At 41.7% G+C, this 19,047-nt stretch carries 16 protein-coding genes, 1 rRNA gene, 1 pseudogene and 1 other annotated feature (1 of these 19 only partly in view); all 18 genes and pseudogenes read left to right on the top strand.

Annotation, left to right across the window (positions count from 1 at the left end):
• Positions 1-10: 10 nt before the first annotated feature.
• The 18 genes and pseudogenes from CEF18_RS18650 (at position 11) to CEF18_RS18565 (ending at position 17,986) form a co-directional block, all read left to right on the top strand.
• A complete protein-coding gene (locus tag CEF18_RS18650; protein WP_110938032.1) occupies positions 11-772 on the top strand; it encodes a threonine/serine exporter family protein in 762 nt (253 codons plus the stop codon).
• A gap of 95 nt (positions 773-867) precedes the next feature.
• Positions 868-1,317 (top strand): threonine/serine exporter family protein, encoded by a 450-nt coding sequence (locus tag CEF18_RS18645; protein WP_110938031.1) that lies wholly within the window; start codon positions 868-870, stop codon positions 1,315-1,317.
• The gene (tilS, locus tag CEF18_RS18640; protein WP_110938030.1) at positions 1,301-2,707 is read left to right on the top strand and encodes a tRNA lysidine(34) synthetase TilS; all 1,407 of its coding nucleotides are present in this window, start codon (positions 1,301-1,303) and stop codon (positions 2,705-2,707) included. The genes CEF18_RS18645 and tilS overlap by 17 nt, the downstream gene beginning before the upstream one ends.
• A 102-nt stretch (positions 2,708-2,809) precedes the next feature.
• Positions 2,810-3,349 carry a hypoxanthine phosphoribosyltransferase gene (gene hpt, locus CEF18_RS18635; RefSeq protein ID WP_110938029.1) on the top strand — a complete coding sequence of 180 codons (540 nt, stop codon included), beginning with the start codon at positions 2,810-2,812 and terminating at the stop codon, positions 3,347-3,349.
• A 70-nt stretch (positions 3,350-3,419) separates the two neighbouring features.
• Positions 3,420-5,420, top strand: a complete 2,001-nt coding sequence (gene ftsH, locus CEF18_RS18630) for an ATP-dependent zinc metalloprotease FtsH (RefSeq protein ID WP_110938028.1) — start codon at positions 3,420-3,422, stop codon at positions 5,418-5,420.
• Positions 5,421-5,740: 320 nt separating this feature from the next.
• Positions 5,741-6,508, top strand: a complete 768-nt coding sequence (locus CEF18_RS18625; RefSeq protein WP_110938027.1) for a type III pantothenate kinase — start codon at positions 5,741-5,743, stop codon at positions 6,506-6,508.
• Between the two features lie 24 nt (positions 6,509-6,532).
• Complete coding sequence (hslO, locus tag CEF18_RS18620) at positions 6,533-7,408, top strand: Hsp33 family molecular chaperone HslO (RefSeq protein ID WP_110938026.1); 876 nt, start codon at positions 6,533-6,535, stop codon at positions 7,406-7,408.
• A gap of 95 nt (positions 7,409-7,503) precedes the next feature.
• Positions 7,504-8,433, top strand: coding sequence for a cysteine synthase A (gene cysK, locus CEF18_RS18615; RefSeq protein ID WP_110938803.1), 930 nt, complete (start codon positions 7,504-7,506; stop codon positions 8,431-8,433).
• Between the two features lie 243 nt (positions 8,434-8,676).
• Positions 8,677-10,131 (top strand): anthranilate synthase component I family protein, encoded by a 1,455-nt coding sequence (locus CEF18_RS18610; RefSeq protein ID WP_223292401.1) that lies wholly within the window; start codon positions 8,677-8,679, stop codon positions 10,129-10,131.
• Positions 10,132-10,147: 16 nt separating this feature from the next.
• Positions 10,148-10,744 carry an aminodeoxychorismate/anthranilate synthase component II gene (gene pabA, locus CEF18_RS18605; RefSeq protein WP_110938025.1) on the top strand — a complete coding sequence of 199 codons (597 nt, stop codon included), beginning with the start codon at positions 10,148-10,150 and terminating at the stop codon, positions 10,742-10,744.
• The gene (gene pabC, locus CEF18_RS18600; RefSeq protein ID WP_110938024.1) at positions 10,729-11,586 is read left to right on the top strand and encodes an aminodeoxychorismate lyase; all 858 of its coding nucleotides are present in this window, start codon (positions 10,729-10,731) and stop codon (positions 11,584-11,586) included. Before pabA ends, pabC begins: the two co-directional genes overlap by 16 nt.
• Positions 11,587-11,649: 63 nt before the next feature.
• A complete protein-coding gene (gene folP, locus CEF18_RS18595; RefSeq protein ID WP_110938023.1) occupies positions 11,650-12,504 on the top strand; it encodes a dihydropteroate synthase in 855 nt (284 codons plus the stop codon).
• A gap of 11 nt (positions 12,505-12,515) precedes the next feature.
• Positions 12,516-12,884, top strand: a complete 369-nt coding sequence (gene folB, locus CEF18_RS18590) for a dihydroneopterin aldolase (protein ID WP_110938022.1) — start codon at positions 12,516-12,518, stop codon at positions 12,882-12,884.
• A 2-nt stretch (positions 12,885-12,886) separates the two neighbouring features.
• Positions 12,887-13,414 carry a 2-amino-4-hydroxy-6-hydroxymethyldihydropteridine diphosphokinase gene (gene folK / locus CEF18_RS18585; protein WP_110938021.1) on the top strand — a complete coding sequence of 176 codons (528 nt, stop codon included), beginning with the start codon at positions 12,887-12,889 and terminating at the stop codon, positions 13,412-13,414.
• Entirely contained in the window at positions 13,366-13,572 is a 207-nt protein-coding gene (locus CEF18_RS18580) for a helix-turn-helix domain-containing protein (protein WP_110938020.1), read from the top strand. Before folK ends, CEF18_RS18580 begins: the two co-directional genes overlap by 49 nt.
• 14 nt (positions 13,573-13,586) lie before the next feature.
• Positions 13,587-13,861, top strand: a pseudogene (locus tag CEF18_RS18575) (tRNA-dihydrouridine synthase); the annotation flags it as partial.
• A gap of 195 nt (positions 13,862-14,056) precedes the next feature.
• Positions 14,057-15,562 carry a lysine--tRNA ligase gene (gene lysS, locus CEF18_RS18570; RefSeq protein ID WP_110938019.1) on the top strand — a complete coding sequence of 502 codons (1,506 nt, stop codon included), beginning with the start codon at positions 14,057-14,059 and terminating at the stop codon, positions 15,560-15,562.
• A gap of 856 nt (positions 15,563-16,418) precedes the next feature.
• Positions 16,419-17,986: ribosomal RNA gene (locus CEF18_RS18565) — 16S ribosomal RNA — on the top strand.
• 377 nt (positions 17,987-18,363) lie between these two features.
• Positions 18,364-19,047: a sequence feature (23S ribosomal RNA rRNA prediction is too short), on the top strand; it runs 746 nt beyond the window's last position.

Raw genomic sequence — 19,047 nt, 5'->3', positions numbered from 1 at the left:
GGGGCGTATAATGGTTAAAGCAGCAGATGAAGTAATGGATATATGTCTATTAGCTGGAGAAATAATGCTAACATATGGTGCGGAAACTTATCGGGTAGAAGAAACTTTAGAAAGAATGGCCAGAGCTGCAGACTTCACGAATGTACATTGCTTCACTACTACTACGGGAATTTTTCTTTCTTTTGAAGAAAAAAAGGGAAAAGAAGATCTTATGCAGATGGTTAGGATTGACGATCGAGTACAAGATTTAAACAGGGTAACGGAAGTAAATCAAGTTTCACGCGAGTTTACTGCGAAAGAATTAACGGTAGAAGAAGCGATGGAAAGACTGCAAAACATTTATAATGCACCAGTCCAATATCCTTTGTGGATGATTCACCTTGCTGCCGGAGTAGCAGGCGGAGGATTTTCTTACTTATTTGGCGGCGGTCTAGCTGATTTAATCCCCGCTTACATAGCTGCGGTTGTTGCAAGTATTGTAGTTGTTGAATTTGAAAGATATTTCAAAGTGCGATTTGCGTCTGAACTTGCTGCTGCTTTCTTCGGAGGCTCTGTTTCGATTTTACTAGTTTTTATCGGCTTAGGTGCGAATTTGGATCAAATTATTATTGGATCAATCATGCCACTTGTTCCCGGTGTTCCTTTAACGAATGCTGTTCGAGATTTGCTGTCTGGAGATATTTTAGCTGGAATGGCTAGAGGTGTTGAAGCACTATTGACTTCCCTTTCGATTGCTAGTGGAATTGCAATGGCGATTTCCTTGTTCTTATAGAGTATGTCAAATTTTCAGAGAATCAAAGCAAATATAGTTGGAGAAATCTACATGAAGATGAATAGCGTTATTAAAGGAATAAGGTGGCGATAAACTTGGGACTCATTATAGAATTAGTCATTACTTTTTTTGCAATTGTAGCCTTTGGTATTATTTTCAGTGTCCCGAAAAGGGCGCTTCTTTTGGGAGGAGGTATAGGAGTTGTCACGTGGTTTGTTTTACAGACCACATTGTCATTAGGAGCATCATCAGTTTTTGCTACAGTGACAGCTTCACTTACTGCTGCTACGATTGCTCATCTACTTGCTAGAAAGATCCGAATCCCTGTAACAACTCTGTCAATTCCCGGAATTTTACCTTTAGTTCCAGGTAGTAGAGCTTATTTTACAATGCTTGCCTTCGTGGAAGGAGACTATCTCCAAGGGTTAGAAAATGGCGTGGAAACCATGCTTCAAGCCGGGGGAATTGCAGCAGGGCTCGTGTTTGCACTTTCTATATTTTCTTTTGGGAAAGGTATAGGGCATCGTTATGAATCCAACCATTGAGTTATTTATTTCCCGACATGAGCTGATTAAAACAGGTGATCATCTTCTTATAGCCGTTTCTGGCGGCCCGGACAGTATGGCACTTCTTGATTTTTTAATCGGAAAACAGGTGGAATTAGAGCTTGTGTTGAGCATTGCACATGTGGAGCACGGCTTGAGAGGAGAGGCCTCTAAAAAAGATGCAGACTTTGTCCGTGATTTTTGCGAAGCTAGAAATCTTCCTTTTTTTCTGCATGAACCGGATGTACTTGCTAGAAAACAACAAGACAGGTCCTCCATTCAACAAGCAGCCCGAGCATGCCGTTATGATTGGTTTGCCTTGCTAATGCAAGACCTCAATGCTGATAAATTAGTTTTTGGTCATCATGGGGACGACCAAATAGAAACAATGCTTATGCGCCAAATACGAGGAAGCCTTTCCGGTAGAAAAGGCATGCCTGTAAAAAGAAATTTTTCACGAGGGGAAATTATTCGGCCTTTTCTTTGCGTCGATAAAAATGCGATCCTAGATTATTGCGCGAAGAAAAACATCCCTTACAGATTGGATCTTTCCAATGAAAAGGATGATTATCAGCGAAATAGGATCAGACATCATCTTCTTCCTTTTATTAAAGAAGAGAACTCGAAAGCGCATGAGGTATTCCAATGGCAATCGGAAGTCTTAACGGAAGAAGAGGAATGGCTTCAAGGAGAAGCGGAAAAAAGACTCCATAAAATAACACTTCATAAAGCGATATACAGACTAACTATAAACAAGGATGACTTACTTAGCATCCCGATTGCTTTACAAAGAAGAGTCATTCATCTAATATTAAATTATATGACAGTAAGCAAGGACTCATCGTTTGACCGTCATCACATTAAAGCAGTGCAGAAACTGTTAGAAAGTAATGATCCAGCAGCGTCTCTCTCTTTACCAGGTTTTCTGCAAGTTGAAAAATCATACAAGCTAGTTGATTTTTCCTTCTCGGAAGAAGGGGCAAAACCTGAAGAAACAACAATTACCAAACAACCTTTAACAGAAAGAGGTGTTTTTGATCTTCCTTTAGGAAGACTAGAAATGTTCTCTAACCCTGAAGATGGCATGAAATCAGATAACGAGACGAGATCTTCGATGGTCTTGGATTGTGACAAAGTACAACTGCCACTTTTTGTGCGGTCTCGTGAAAATGGAGATCGGATAAGTATTATTGGAAGTGAAGGTACGAAAAAACTCAAGGATTTATTTATCGACCACAAAATTCCGAGAAGAGATCGTGAGTTATGGCCCATCATCACGGATAGTCATGGTACAATATTATGGGTCCCATTTTTGAGACGATCATCTGAGGCACTGATTGATAAAAATTCCGTGAATATTCTTCAGATAGCTTTTACTTTTTATACATAATCAGGGAATGAGTTAGAATGTATATCATAAGGCAAGTCTTACTTGGTTAAATAATGTCAAAAACACGAAAGCTTTATATTTTTAGGAGGGTCAGAGACAATAATGAGAGAAGATATGCAGGAAATTTTGATTACTGAAGCAGAAATTCAGGAAAAAATAACTGAATTAGGTGCTAAGTTAACAGAAGAATATGAAGGAAGATTCCCATTAGTAGTAGGTATTCTTAAAGGGTCACTACCATTTATGGGCGACCTTATCCAAAAAATTAATACACATATTGAGTATGATTTGATGGATGTATCCAGTTATGGAGAGGCGTTGAAATCATCAGGGGAAGTAAAAATCGTGAAAGATTTAAACACTTCTGTAGAAGGAAGAGATGTCTTAATTCTAGAGGATATTATAGATAGTGGATTGACTTTAAGCTACATAGTCAAACTCTTTCATTACCGGAAAGCAAAGTCAGTTAAAGTTGTTACGCTCCTGGATAAACCCGATGGACGCTCCGTGGATATAACGCCTGATTTAACAGGATTCATTGTTCCGGATAAGTTTGTTGTAGGTTACGGTTTAGATTACATTGAGCGTTACAGAAATCTCCCGTATATCGGGGTTTTAAAGCCTGAGATTTATCAGAGCTAATTTATTGTGATTTGAAACAATTTTGTGATACTATAATCTAAGTGTATTTTGACGTGGGAGGAGGTTCAGGATGAATCGAATATTTCGTAATACGATATTTTATTTACTAATATTCTTAGTTATTGTCGGGATTGTGAGCGTGTTCCAAGCGGATCCTGATGAAACGAGTGAATTTACATTCAATGAATTCCAACAGGAATTAGAAAACGATAACATTGATTCATTATCGATTCAACCAGAGTTAGACGTGTATGCAGTGCGTGGGCAGTTAAAGGGTGCTGCGGAAGACGAATTTTTCACCGTAAATGTACCAAACCTTGAAGCTTTTCTTGTAGAAGTATTAGACGCTACAGGCGGTGAAGGTGTAAACGAATTAGTGATAGAACCTGCAGATGAACCAAGTGGATGGGTGAACTTTTTCACTGCAATCATTCCATTTGTGATTATCTTCATATTATTCTTCTTCCTCTTGAGTCAAGCTCAAGGCGGTGGCGGAAAAGGTGTCATGAACTTCGGAAAGAGCAAGGCGAAACTTGTAAGTGAGGATAAGAAAAAGGCTCGCTTTAAAGATGTAGCCGGGGCTGACGAAGAGAAACAAGAATTAGTGGAAGTAGTAGAGTTCTTAAAAGAACCTAGCAAGTTTGCTGAGATTGGGGCTCGAATTCCAAAAGGGGTTCTCCTAGTTGGACCACCAGGTACCGGTAAGACATTGATTGCACGAGCAGTAGCCGGTGAAGCAGGTGTTCCGTTCTTCTCTATTAGTGGTTCAGACTTTGTAGAGATGTTCGTAGGTGTCGGTGCATCTCGTGTACGAGACTTATTTGAGAACGCGAAGAAAAATGCACCATGTATAATCTTTATTGATGAAATTGATGCAGTTGGTCGTCGTCGTGGAGCCGGCTTAGGCGGGGGACATGATGAGCGGGAGCAAACATTGAACCAATTGCTTGTAGAGATGGATGGTTTTGGAGTTAATGAGGGAATTATCCTCATCGCTGCAACAAACCGTGCTGATATTCTTGACCCTGCTTTACTTCGTCCTGGACGTTTTGACCGTCAAATTATGGTTGGTCGACCGGACGTAAAAGGCCGTGAAGCAGTCCTTGAAGTGCATGCAAAAGGAAAACCTCTAGGAGACGATGTGAATTTAAAGGCTATAGCACAGCGTACACCAGGTTTTTCAGGGGCAGATCTAGAAAATCTTCTTAACGAAGCTGCTCTCGTAGCTGCACGTACTGACTTGAAAAAAATTAATATGGAATCTATTGAAGAAGCCATTGACCGCACGATTGCTGGTCCATCGAAAAAATCACGTGTGATTTCTGAGAAGGAAAGAGGCATTGTAGCTCATCACGAAGCTGGTCATACAGTGGTAGGCGTGAAGTTAGATGGAGCAGACTTAGTACACAAGGTAACGATTGTACCAAGAGGTCAAGCTGGTGGATATGCGATGATGCTTCCTAAAGAAGATCGTTATTTCATGACTAAACCAGAATTATTAGATAAAATTGTTGGTCTATTAGGTGGACGTGTAGCTGAGGAAGTTATTTATAACGAAGTAAGCACAGGCGCACACAATGATTTCCAAAGAGCAACTGGAATTGCTCGTAAGATGGTTATGGAATACGGAATGAGTGAGAAACTCGGTCCGATACAGTTCGGGAACTCACAAGGTGAAGTCTTCCTGGGACGAGACATAAACAGTGAGCAAAATTACAGTGAAGCAATATCATTTGAGATTGATCAAGAGGTACAACGTATCCTGAAAGAATCTTATGAACGTTGCCGTCAAATCCTAACGGAAAACAAAGCTAGCCTTGAGCTCGTTGCGAAAATGCTATTGGAGCATGAAACGTTAGATGCAGAGCAAATTAAATCAATTATTGAGGATGGTAAACTTCCGGATGATCATCATTTAACGAAAAAATTGAATGGTGAAGATGATTTGAAAGTGAACATTCAAGGCAAGGAAGAAGAAAAAGACGCAATGGAGGATTTCATAGGTTCAAGTTCTGAAGAGAATGAGACATCTGAATCGGATGAAAACTCTAAAGAAGATAAAGATAAATAATTGTGAAAGACAGGGATGCCTCAAAAGGTCATAAACGACCTTTTGAGTCACCCTCTTTTTTTGCAAGAACGTATAAGTGACAGCTATCTTTACGCCACACGTATTAAGGGAAGTTCGCTTCCTTTCGAGTAGCACCTACACCACGCAATACGTAGATGCTACTCGGGGGTGGCTTTAAAGATCACGCTGTATTTAATAAAAGACACTAGGCGTTTTTCTTATGTATTGGTTGTGTTAAAAGTCAAAGGAGGCTTTTTAACACAACCTCTTTCATTAGCAAAGACCGTCATACATAAAGAAACGGAGAAGAGGTGGAGGTTTTGAACCTCGTGATAGAAGTAGGGAACTCGAAAATTGCGATAGGAGTCTTTGACAGGGAAGGTCTCAAATATGATTGGACCATTGAGACAGATTCCAGAAAAACAGAAGATGACTACGGCATGACTTTTCGGACACTTTTTCAGTTTGAGGGATTGGACTGGAAAGAGTTTGAAGGGGTTATTATGTGCTCAGTGGTACCAACGATGGATCAAAAAATGAAAAGAATGTGTCAAAAATATCTTCATATCGAGCCAATGACTATGGGACCCGGTATTAAAACAGGTATTAATATCCTTTATGAAAACCCGCGTGAAGTTGGTTCAGACCGTATCGTCAATGCTGTAGGGGGCATAACTCTCTATGGAGGGCCCCTCATAATCGTCGACTTCGGGACAGCTACGACGTTTTGCTATATCAATGAACGGAAACAGTATGTAGGAGGAGCAATCGCTCCAGGTATGAATATATCGATGGATGCTTTATATGAACGAGCGTCAAAGCTTCCCAAAATTGAAACAGTAAAAACAAAAAGTGTTATTGGCAAAAATACAATTCAAGCGATGCAGTCAGGTTTTTTATACAGTGTAGTGGGTCAGGTCGAAGGTATAGTTAAACGAATGAAGAAGGAAGCAAATGTAAACCCTAAAGTAATCGCAACAGGGGAACTGGCCTCTATAATAAAAGAAGAAACAGCTATGATCGATGAAATTGATAATAAGCTGACATTGAAAGGTCTTCAAGTAATTTATGAGAGAAATCACGCTTAATAGGTGAAGGGAGAAGGAACTAGAATGAAGGATTATTTAGTGAAGGCATTAGCGTATAACGGTACAGTAAGGGTGTATGCTATTCGAACAACTGAGATGGTAAGAGAAGCTGCAAGAAGACAGGGAACATGGAGAACAGTTACGGCAGCGCTTGGTCGAGCATTAACGGCAGGTACGATGATGGGCGCAATGTTGAAAGGTGATGAAAAGCTAACCGTAAAAATTGAAGGAAATGGGGAGGCTAGTCCAATTATTGTGGACGCCAATGCCAAAGGAAAGGCCCGTGGTTATGTAAATCAGGCTAAATTAGACCCAGAACGGAAAGAAAGCGGAAAGCTAAACGTTTCCGGCGTAGTTGGGGAAGTAGGAACATTATCAGTAGTGAAGGACCTTGGAATGAGGGATTACTTTACTGGTAGTGTACCGCTCGTATCGGGCGAATTAGGCGAAGATTTCACATACTACTTTGCTTCATCAGAACAGACACCATCTTCCGTAGGTTTAGGTGTTGTCATTGGAAAAGATGATGACGTATTTGGCGCAGGAGGCTTCATCTTGCAAATGATGCCTGGTGCAACAGATACAACAATTGATGAGATTGAAGAACGGTTAAAAGAGATTCCTCCTATTTCTCAACTTATTCACGAGGGGCTCACCCCTGAGCAAATTATAGAGAAATTGGTCGGCGAAGCAAATCACAAGATTTTAGAATCGATGGATGTTGCGTTTGAATGTAATTGTTCAAAAGAAAGAATCGGGAACGCTATTATCGGTTTGGGGGAAGATGATATTCGGGCAATGATTGAGGAAGACGGCGTTGCTGAAACTACTTGTCACTTTTGTAATGAACAATATCATTTCTCCAAGAAAGAACTTCAAGAGATGTTATTGGAAAAATAAGACTTAGTAAATTCTTGACGGAAGGAAAAGGATTTGCTAGGATGAATATAATTAAACCAATCAAAGTACTTGGTTTTAAAGGAGGAGAAAGACAAATGGCAAAAGTTGTAAATTCTATTTTAGATTTAATTGGGGACACACCATTAGTTAAACTTCAACGATTAGTGACAGAGGACCATGCAGATATCTATCTAAAGCTTGAGTATATGAATCCTGGAAGCAGTGTAAAGGATCGTATCGCATTAGCAATGATTGAGGATGCAGAGGAATCAGGAAAGCTCAAAGCAGGAGATACGATTGTAGAACCAACAAGTGGGAACACCGGTATTGGGCTTGCAATGGTTGCTGCCGCTAAAGGTTACAGAGCAGTATTGGTAATGCCTGAGACAATGAGTATGGAACGTCGTAATTTACTTCGTGCATACGGTGCTGAAATCGTTCTAACTCCTGGACCAAAGGGTATGAAAGGTGCGATCGCGAAAGCTAGTGAGTTACAAAAAGAACACGGATATTTCATGCCTCAACAGTTTGAAAACGAGGCGAATTCAAAAGTACACCGTGAAACAACAGGAAGAGAATTAGTAGATCAAGTTGGCGATCAACTGGATGCATTTGTTTCAGGGATTGGTACTGGCGGAACGATTACTGGTGCTGGGGAAGTCTTGAAAAAGAAATTCCCTAACCTTCACGTGGTTGCACTAGAGCCGGAAGATTCTCCTATCTTATCCGGTGGAGATCCAGGACCACACAAAATTCAAGGTATTGGGGCAGGGTTCATCCCTGGTATCTTAAATACAGAAATTTATGATGAGGTTATGAAAGTAACGACAGAACAATCTTTTGAATATGCTCGTCGTGCAGCAAAAGAAGAAGGTATTCTAGGCGGTATTTCTTCTGGAGCAGCGATTTATGCTGCATTGGAAGTTGCGAAACGTTTAGGAAAAGGTAAAAAAGTTGTTGCGATTATCCCAAGTAATGGGGAAAGATATTTAAGCACACCGTTGTATCAATTCGAAGAAGAATAAATTGTATGTAAAGAGTCGACATTCTGTCGGCTCTTTTTTTCGAGGGTGTTTAAAACGATAGTTATTTTACAAACGAAGGTGCTCAAATTCGCTCTAGGCAGACTTCTATTCACTGTAATCAAACAGCTAATTAACCATTCCATTAAAGTATTTCCTTTCATATAGATTGCACCTCGTACGTATCCACCGTATAATGAGTGAAAGAAAATAATTAAGATTCAGGCAGCGTGAGGTGGACAGGCCATGACTAATATAAACCGGGTAGTGACAGGCGAAATGGATAGTTTATTGAGTCAGGAAAGTGACTGGTTTGATACCTACGTCCATCTGTCTAAAGAAGAAAAGCACCATGTGTTATTAGAAAGTGGTCGAGGAGGTAAGTATTCGATTATTGGACTAACTCCATGGGCAATCATCAGAGGGAAAGACAAACGACTTTCCATTCAGTCAAATGGGGAGGTAACAAATTACGATGGACCTCTGCTAGAATCATTAAGAACTTGGTATACGTCCTTTACTATAAAGACAAACCGAGAACTTCCTGATTTTCAAGGAGGTTTAATTGGCCAATTTAGCTATGATCTTATTCGGGAAATTGAAGTTCTGCCACATAAAGCAAAAGATGACTTGGAAACAGATGATCTATTTTTAATGGCATTTGACGAAGTCATTGTGATTGACCACCTTCAGGATTGCATATGGTTTATTGTGATTTCTGAGGGTGGTGAGGAAGCGGTTCAACAGAGAATAGAGGCATTGAAGACAAGATGGCATAAAGCGGGGAAAGAAAGTAATTTATTGACTTCAAAATACGACTATCCTGAGAGTTCAAAGGAAACATTACTATTAAAAGACGACATTCAACGATCGATTCCAATAGAAGAATTCAAGGATGCAGTTGAGAAAACTAAAAATTACATTTCGAACGGAGATGTATTTCAAGTGAACCTTTCCGTTCGGGAATCACGAAAACTTAAGACAAACCCTCTTCATATCTATGAGTGTCTTCGTCGGATTAATCCCTCGCCATATATGGGTTATTTGCATGCTCCGGATTTGCAGTATGCGAGTGCATCTCCTGAATTACTTGTCAAAGTCAAAGGAGACGAGGTTAGTACACGACCTATTGCAGGAACAAGGTCACGCGGGAAAACAGAAGAAGAAGATCAACTACTAGTAGATACCTTGATAAACAATGAAAAAGAACGTGCCGAACATATTATGCTTGTTGATTTGGAACGGAACGATTTAGGGCGAGTCTGCCGGTATGGTTCTATTGAGGTAGACGAGTTAATGGTCATTGAAAAATACTCTCACGTGATGCATATTGTATCTAATGTCAAAGGGAAAAAAGTCGAGGGATTAGACGTCTTTGATGTTATTGCTGCAACATTTCCTGGAGGTACCATTACCGGTGCGCCCAAAATACGAACGATGGAAATAATTGAAGAGCTGGAACCTGTTAGACGTGGTGCATACACCGGATCACTTGGGTGGATTAGCTTCACCGGAGATATGGAATTAAATATTACCATTCGAACCATGGTCGCAAAAGATGGTGTCGGTTACGTACAGGCAGGTGCAGGAATTGTAATTGATTCGGATCCCGCTGCGGAGTATAAAGAGTCATTCAAAAAAGCAAAGGCATTATGGAAAGCAAAAGAATTGAGTGAAGAAGAGTTAACAAGCAAAGCATAGCTGAGGAGGATTTAAGATGATTTTAATGATTGATAATTACGATTCTTTTACGTATAACCTGGTACAATATTTAGGTGAAATGGGTCAGGAACTAGTAGTTAAGCGAAATGATCAGATAACATTAGAAGAGATTGAAAAGCTTGCTCCCGATTATTTGATGATATCACCAGGGCCTTGCTCGCCAAATGAAGCCGGTATAAGCATGGAAGCGATTGAGAAATTTGCCGGGAAAATACCTATTTTCGGCGTTTGTTTAGGGCATCAGTCGATGGCGCAGGTTTTTGGTGGAGATGTGGTAAGAGCAGAACGGTTAATGCACGGAAAAACATCCGAGGTAAAACATGATGGGAAGGGTGTATTTCGAGATTTACCAAATCCGTTCGTTGCAACAAGATACCACTCCCTGATTGTTAAACGGGAAACGTTACCGGGTTGTTTTGAGGTCACTGCTGAAACGGATGTGGGAGAGATCATGGGAATTCGTCACAAGGATTTACCGGTAGAAGGAGTCCAATTTCACCCGGAATCAATTATGACCGATGTAGGAAAACGACTTTTGCGTAACTTCCTGGAGTCTCATAAGGGGTATAAACCGGAATGTACCTCTTTGTAGACGGTGAATTTTTACCTGCTGAAGAGGTTCAAGTTTCTCCTTTTGATCACGGGTTTTTATATGGACTAGGTTTGTTTGAGACTTTTCGGACATATGAGGGCCATCCTTTTCTCCTAGATGATCATATGAAAAGACTTCATGATTCCGCAAAAGAGATGAATTTAAAACTGGACACTTATGATCGAGAGACTATTACCAAAGTCATCGAAGAGCTATTGCGGCTAAATGAATTAACTGACGGCTACTTTCGTTGGAACGTTTCCGCAGGCGAACGAGGGATAGGTTTATCGACAGAAGAGTATGAAAAACCGCGAACGATAGTCTACGTGAAACCATTGCCAAGCAAAAAGAAGTTTGGTAAAAAGGCGCAAACGCTGACTTTAAGAAGAAATTCCGCAGAGGGGTCAAAACGTTTAAAGTCTCATCACTATTTAAATAACATTTTAGGTAAACGTGAGCTAGGAGATAGTGCAGATGCTGAAGGGATCTTTCTAACAGAGGATGGTTTTTTGTCGGAAGGTGTAGTGTCCAATTTGTTTTGGTATAAAGATAAGACGTTGTACACGCCCGATTTAACTTGTAGTTGTCTCGATGGTGTAACGAGACAATTTCTAATGGGTCTTGCTGATCGAGCTGGTTTTTCTGTAATGGAAGGTCGGTATTCGGAGGCAGCAGCATTGTGTGCGGAGGAAATAATGGTCACGAACTCTGTTCAGGAGATTGTGGCTATCGACAAATGGAATGACACAGTTTTTCCGGGTGTGAAAGGCGTATTTTTTCAACAAATGCAGAATCAGTATGAACGCTATGTGACTAGTCTTTGGAGTAAAGCGGATCTTTAAGCCATTTAAAGGACGATGGAACGCCACCATTAGTGCAGCATTCTAGCGAAAAGGAGATCTACTATGAGGAAAACAACAACCTTAACGTGGAATAGATTCAGTTTGGATTTTTCCGAAAAAACAGCGATTATGGGAATTTTGAATACAACGCCTGACTCGTTTTCTGATGGAGGGAACTTCAACGAAATGGATGCAGCGGTAATACGTGCAAAGGAAATGGTCTCGCAAGGAGCGACTATCATTGATATCGGCGGAGAATCGACCCGTCCGGGAGCAACGTTAGTGGATGCTGAAGAAGAGCTAAAACGGGTAATCCCAGTTATAAAAGCGGTGAGAGAAGCGGTAAATGTACCAATATCCATCGATACGTACAAAGCAGTGGTTGCTGAAAAGGCAATTCAAGCAGGAGCCAATATGATAAATGACGTATGGGGTTGTAAAAAGGACCAGAGAATGGCTTCAGTAGCTGCAACCTATGGCGTGCCGATTATTGTGATGCATAATCGTGAAAAAGCGGATTATAAAAATCTGATAGAAGACATGCAGTCTGATCTGAAAGAGAGTATTGAGATTTGTCTTCAAGCTGGTGTAAGGAGAGAACAAATTATCTTAGACCCAGGCATTGGTTTTGCGAAAACATATCAAGATAACATGCAAGTGATGCGGGAATTAGAAGTATTCACAAGAATGGGTTATCCGGTCTTGCTCGGAACTTCGCGTAAATCACTTATTTCAAAAACTTTAGACGTACCTGTCAATGAAAGAATGGAAGGTACAGGAGCTACAGTTTGTCTTGGCATAGAAAAAGGTTGTGACATTGTCCGAGTTCACGATGTTTTGGAGATGACTAGAATGGCCAAGATGATGGATGCGATGCTTGGTAAAGGTGATCACTCGCTTTCAAAGGCTGTTAATTAGGGGGTTTTTGTATGGATAAGATTTTGGTTCAAGGGATGCGGTTCTACGGCTATCATGGAGCTTTCCCGGAAGAAAATAAATTAGGTCAACGTTTTTATGCCGATGTCACGTTAGAACTGGATACAAGGGGCGCCGGTGAAACAGATGATTTATCGAAAACCGTTAATTATGCAAAAGTGTATGAATTGACAAAGGAAGTGCTTGAAGGCGAACCCGTTAAACTTGTTGAAACCTTAACAGCTCAGTTATCCGATAGATTGTTGGAAGAGTTTTCAATTGTTGAGGCATGTGTAGTGAAGGTAATTAAACCTGACCCGCCGATTCCCGGGCATTATGATTCGGTAGCCGTTGAAATCCGTCGAGAACGAGGGAAAGACTAAGTATGGCAGAGAATTTATCTTACATTTCGTTAGGGTCAAATCAAGGTAACCGGGAAACTCATTTGCGATCCGCCATCGAAGAAATAAAACAACATTCGGAGATTAAAGTCCTAAAAGTCAGTCCTATTTATGAAACAGAACCAATTGGAAATACGGCACAATCTTCTTTTCTCAATATGGTAATTCAGATTGAAACAACATTAACCCCTTTGAAATTACTAGAGACGACGCAACGCATTGAAAATATCGGTGGAAGAGAACGAACGGAAAAATGGGGTCCACGAACAATAGACCTTGACATTTTATTGTATAATGAAGAAAATATAGTATTGGAAGAACTAGAAATCCCACATCCTCGTTTATTTGAGCGGGGTTTTGTATTAATACCATTAAAAGATATTGCTCCAGACTTACGGTTTAAGGACGGCCAAGCCATTGATTACTATCTTCATCAATTAACCGATAAAGAAGGTGTGAGGATATGGAAGAGCTCATTTGGGGGAGACGAATCCGAGCATTTCGAAAACTGAAAGGATACACTCAAGAAGAGTTTGCTAAACTAATTTGTGTATCTGTATCAGTTCTTGGAGAGATCGAGCGAGGAACTAGAAAACCTGAAGACGATATATTACTAAGTGTAGTAACAACATTGGGTGTCACATATGAAGAGTTGACATCCATTAATTAAAAGAGGTGAGTAATATGTTGAGAATTGGGGATATCACCTTGAACAACCCAGTTGTATTAGCTCCGATGACCGGAGTTTGTAATTCGGCATTTCGCTTGATTGCCAAAGATTTCGGCGTTGGCCTTGTGTGTGCTGAAATGGTAAGTGGTAAAGCCATTCTTCACCAAAATGAACACTCCTTAAAAATGCTTTTTGTTGATGAGCGGGAAAAACCATTGAGTTTACAAATCTTGGTGGGACACGAGAGACATTAGTTGAAGCGGCAAAAGTAGTCGATAAACTTACAAACACAATAAGTTGACAATGAGCTAGAACTTGCCTATAATACCCCTGAGATTAACCAACTGCCAGTGTCACACTGGCAGTTTATTCTTTATTTAAAGAGGAATTACAAGTACACTTAATAGAGAAACGGTCAGAAGATATGGAGCACGTTATATCTGTGAAAAAAATAGGGAACAATGAATGACAGGAGATGGTAGAGTTGAGTCAAGAAATTGAAGGATCAGATCAACTGCAGGTACGCCGAGAAAAATTAAAGAATATGCTTGAAGCCGGCATAGATCCGTTTGGGTCACGTTTTGAGCGGTCGCATGACGCAGAGTCAATCAAGACATCATTTGATGGGTTTGATAAGGAAGAATTAGCGGAGAAGGAAGTTCCTGTAACTGTAGCTGGAAGAATGATGACGAAACGAGGAAAAGGTAAAGCTGGTTTTGCTCATATACAAGATCTTTCCGGACAGGTTCAGTTGTATGTTAGAAAGGACGAAGTAGGGGAAGAACAATACGATATTTTTACACGCGCGGATATCGGAGACATAATAGGTGTTTCAGGAGTTGTTTTCAAGACGAAGGTAGGGGAACTATCTGTAAAAGCCCAGAATCTTCAGATGTTAACGAAGTCTCTTCGACCACTCCCTGATAAATATCATGGTCTTAAAGATGTTGAGCAACGTTATCGTCAGCGTTACTTGGATCTTATCGTTAATCCCGAAGTGAGGGATACTTTCGTTTTGAGAAGCAGAATATTACAATCTATGCGTCGATACTTAGATGATCACGGTTACTTAGAGGTAGAAACACCAATGATGCATTCGATTCCTGGCGGGGCTAGTGCACGACCGTTCGTCACTCACCATAATGCGCTTGATATGACACTATACATGAGAATTGCAATTGAGCTTCATCTAAAGCGGCTTATCGTAGGTGGATTAGAAAAAGTATATGAGATTGGACGAGTCTTTCGTAACGAAGGAGTATCGACAAGACATAACCCTGAGTTTACAATGATTGAATTATATGAAGCTTATGCGGATTACGAGGATATCATGTCACTTACAGAAAACCTTATTGCTCATATTGCTCAAGATGTTTTAGGAACATCGACTATTCAATATGGAGAGGAAGAGATTAATCTTCAGCCGAAGTGGAAGAGAATTCATATGGTAGATGCGATAAAAGAGTACACAGGAGTAGACTTTTGGAAGCAAATGTCTGACGAAGATGCACGTTCACTTGCAAAGGAACATAAGGTTCCAGTTAAGGATACGATGAAGTTTGGACATGTGGTTAACGAATTTTTCGAGTTCTTTGTAGAAGAAAAATTGATTCAACCAACTTTTGTATATGGCCATCCTTTAGACATTTCTCCATTAGCTAAGAAAAATGAAGACGATCCGCGGTTTACTGATCGCTTTGAATTATTTATCGTTGGGCGAGAACATGCCAATGCTTTCTCAGAGTTAAATGACCCTATTGATCAACGTCAACGCTTTGAAGCGCAGTTAGTAGAAAGAGAGCAGGGTGACGATGAAGCACATATGATGGATGAGGATTTTGTAGAGTCCTTAGAATATGGCTTGCCTCCTACAGGAGGTTTAGGAATAGGGATCGATCGAGTTGTCATGCTTTTGACAAACTCAGCTTCTATTCGCGATGTATTACTCTTCCCGCAAATGCGGCAGAGAGATGAAAACCAAGAAAACTAATCGCTTATTATTAAACTCACACGTCGAGAAATACTTCGTGTGGGTTTTTTGTTCCTATAATAGCATTTCGGCAAGGTTTTATAGAATCATCTATGAATGCACTAAATGTAATGAATGAAACAACCAATTCTAGGAGCAACACCAAAGTTAGCCTATGTGCTGCCTTTAAATGCTTACCTAAAATGAGTGTGGAGTGATTGTATCGATAAGGAGATCCATGATCTTCTGAAGAAGAGATACCACTAATATGAATAACACTCGGTAATGGTTTTACTCTTCAAGCCAAGGAACTCATAATAAGCGGGTTCCTTTATTTCATTATAAGTATGGAAAGTAAAATAAATATTTTGGCTATACAATTCTATAGGTCTATTCATTTGTTGTAAAACTTTTAAAAGATTATTGTATGTCTTCTTGCAAACTTGTTTGTAACTAGGTATTATAGAGTGACTGTCTGCCTAAAAGCAGAGTTAGTTCATCAAGGAAATATTCTCCAACAATATTTTTTGAATAAAGTATTGCATTGTAGATCAATAACATGGTATATTATTATCCGTCGCCAAAACATTAAACTTTCTAACGAAAAAGCAAATAAACTTTTTTCTGAAAAGTAGTTGACCGTGACGTTGAAAGATGGTATATTAATTGAGTCGCCAAAAACGACAACATAAAATCCGAATGATAGATTAAGTTCGGAGATGACCTTTGAAAACTAAACAAAAAGCCAAGCAAAGTGGGATATTTTAAATATCCCGTCAAATGAAACAAATCGTTGAATGGAAACATTCGACAAACGCCAGACGAAAGTTTGGTTTTGATGTCTAGGACATCAAGCTTGATGATAAGTCATCATACTTTATCGGAGAGTTTGATCCTGGCTCAGGACGAACGCTGGCGGCGTGCCTAATACATGCAAGTCGAGCGCAGGAAACAAGCTGATCCCTTCGGGGTGACGCTTGTGGAATGAGCGGCGGACGGGTGAGTAACACGTGGGCAACCTGCCTTGTAGACTGGGATAACTCCGGGAAACCGGAGCTAATACCGGATGACCAACGGAATCGCATGATTCTGTTGTAAAAGTGGGGATTTATCCTCACACTACGAGATGGGCCCGCGGCGCATTAGCTAGTTGGTAAGGTAATGGCTTACCAAGGCAACGATGCGTAGCCGACCTGAGAGGGTGATCGGCCACACTGGAACTGAGACACGGTCCAGACTCCTACGGGAGGCAGCAGTAGGGAATCATCCGCAATGGGCGAAAGCCTGACGGTGCAACGCCGCGTGAACGATGAAGGTTTTCGGATCGTAAAGTTCTGTTATGAGGGAAGAACAAGTGCCGTTCGAATAGGGCGGCACCTTGACGGTACCTCACGAGAAAGCCCCGGCTAACTACGTGCCAGCAGCCGCGGTAATACGTAGGGGGCAAGCGTTGTCCGGAATTATTGGGCGTAAAGCGCGCGCAGGCGGTCTCTTAAGTCTGATGTGAAAGCCCACGGCTCAACCGTGGAGGGTCATTGGAAACTGGGGGACTTGAGTGTAGGAGAGGAAAGTGGAATTCCACGTGTAGCGGTGAAATGCGTAGATATGTGGAGGAACACCAGTGGCGAAGGCGACTTTCTGGCCTACAACTGACGCTGAGGTGCGAAAGCGTGGGGAGCAAACAGGATTAGATACCCTGGTAGTCCACGCCGTAAACGATGAGTGCTAGGTGTTAGGGGTTTCGATGCCCTTAGTGCCGAAGTTAACACATTAAGCACTCCGCCTGGGGAGTACGACCGCAAGGTTGAAACTCAAAGGAATTGACGGGGGCCCGCACAAGCAGTGGAGCATGTGGTTTAATTCGAAGCAACGCGAAGAACCTTACCAGGTCTTGACATCCTCTGACCACCCAAGAGATTGGGATTTCCCCTTCGGGGGACAGAGTGACAGGTGGTGCATGGTTGTCGTCAGCTCGTGTCGTGAGATGTTGGGTTAAGTCCCGCAACGAGCGCAACCCTTGATCTTAGTTGCCAGCATTCAGTTGGGCACTCTAAGGTGACTGCCGGTGATAAACCGGAGGAAGGTGGGGATGACGTCAAATCATCATGCCCCTTATGACCTGGGCTACACACGTGCTACAATGGATGGTACAAAGGGCTGCAAGACCGCGAGGTCAAGCGAATCCCATAAAGCCATTCTCAGTTCGGATTGCAGGCTGCAACTCGCCTGCATGAAGCCGGAATTGCTAGTAATCGCGGATCAGCATGCCGCGGTGAATACGTTCCCGGGCCTTGTACACACCGCCCGTCACACCACGAGAGTTTGTAACACCCGAAGTCGGTGAGGTAACCTTTTTGGAGCCAGCCGCCGAAGGTGGGACAGATGATTGGGGTGAAGTCGTAACAAGGTATCCCTACCGGAAGGTGGGGATGGATCACCTCCTTTCTAAGGAGCATTTAAGCTCAACTTATTGAATCGAACTTTGTCTTGGACTTTTTGTTTAGTTTTGAGAGGTTAGTCTCTCAAAGCTTCTTTTCTTTGAAAGAAGCCTTTGTCCTTTGAAAACTGGATAACGAAATGACTGAAAAGAATCACCGGTTATACCCTTTGAATACGTTCAAAGAAAGTGAACCGAGTGTCTTAGATGTAGGCTAAGAAAGACGCCACCAATTGTGAACCTCTTCGGAGGTATTGGCAAGCAGGACCTGGAAGTTCGCGGAAGCAAGCGATGAGTCACCGGAACGTACTTAGGTACGTGAGGATGATGAAGAGTGCAGCTGACAAAGACATTCAAAGGTCATGTGCAGTCAAACGCAAAAAATGGTTAAGTTAGAAAGGGCGCACGGTGAATGCCTTGGCACTAGGAGCCGAAGAAGGACGGGACGAACACCGATATGCTTCGGGGAGCTGTAAGTAAGCTTTGATCCGGAGATTTCCGAATGGGGGAACCCCTTATCCGTAATGGGATAAGATCCACACTTGAATACATAGAGTGTGAGAAGGCAGACCTGGGGAACTGAAACATCTTAGTACCCAGAGGAAGAGAAAGCAAATGCGATTTCCTGAGTAGCGGCGAGCGAAACGGAAACAGCCCAAACCAAGAGGCTTGCCTCTTGGGGTTGTAGGACATTCCATATGGAGTTACAAAGAGTCTGTGTAGATGAAGCGACCTGGAAAGGTCCGCGAGACAAGGTAAAAGCCCTGTAGTCGAAATGCAGACTCCTCCGGAGTGTATCCTGAGTACGGCGGGACACGTGAAACCCCGTTGGAAACTGGGAGGACCATCTCCCAAGGCTAAATACTACCTAGTGACCGATAGTGAACCAGTACCGTGAGGGAAAGGTGAAAAGCACCCCGGAAGGGGAGTGAAATAGATCTTGAAACCGTGTGCCTACAAGTAGTTGGAGCCCGTTAATGGGTGACAGCGTGCCTTTTGTAGAATGAACCGGCGAGTTACGATCCCATGCAAGGTTAAGCTGAAAAGGCGGAGCCGCAGCGAAAGCGCG

Origin of the sequence: Salipaludibacillus neizhouensis, assembly GCF_002886185.1 — a bacterium.
GTDB lineage: Bacteria > Bacillota > Bacilli > Bacillales > Salisediminibacteriaceae > Salipaludibacillus > Salipaludibacillus neizhouensis.
The sequence above is the reverse complement of the archived record's forward strand: the minus strand, read 5'-3'. Positions and strand labels throughout refer to the sequence as shown.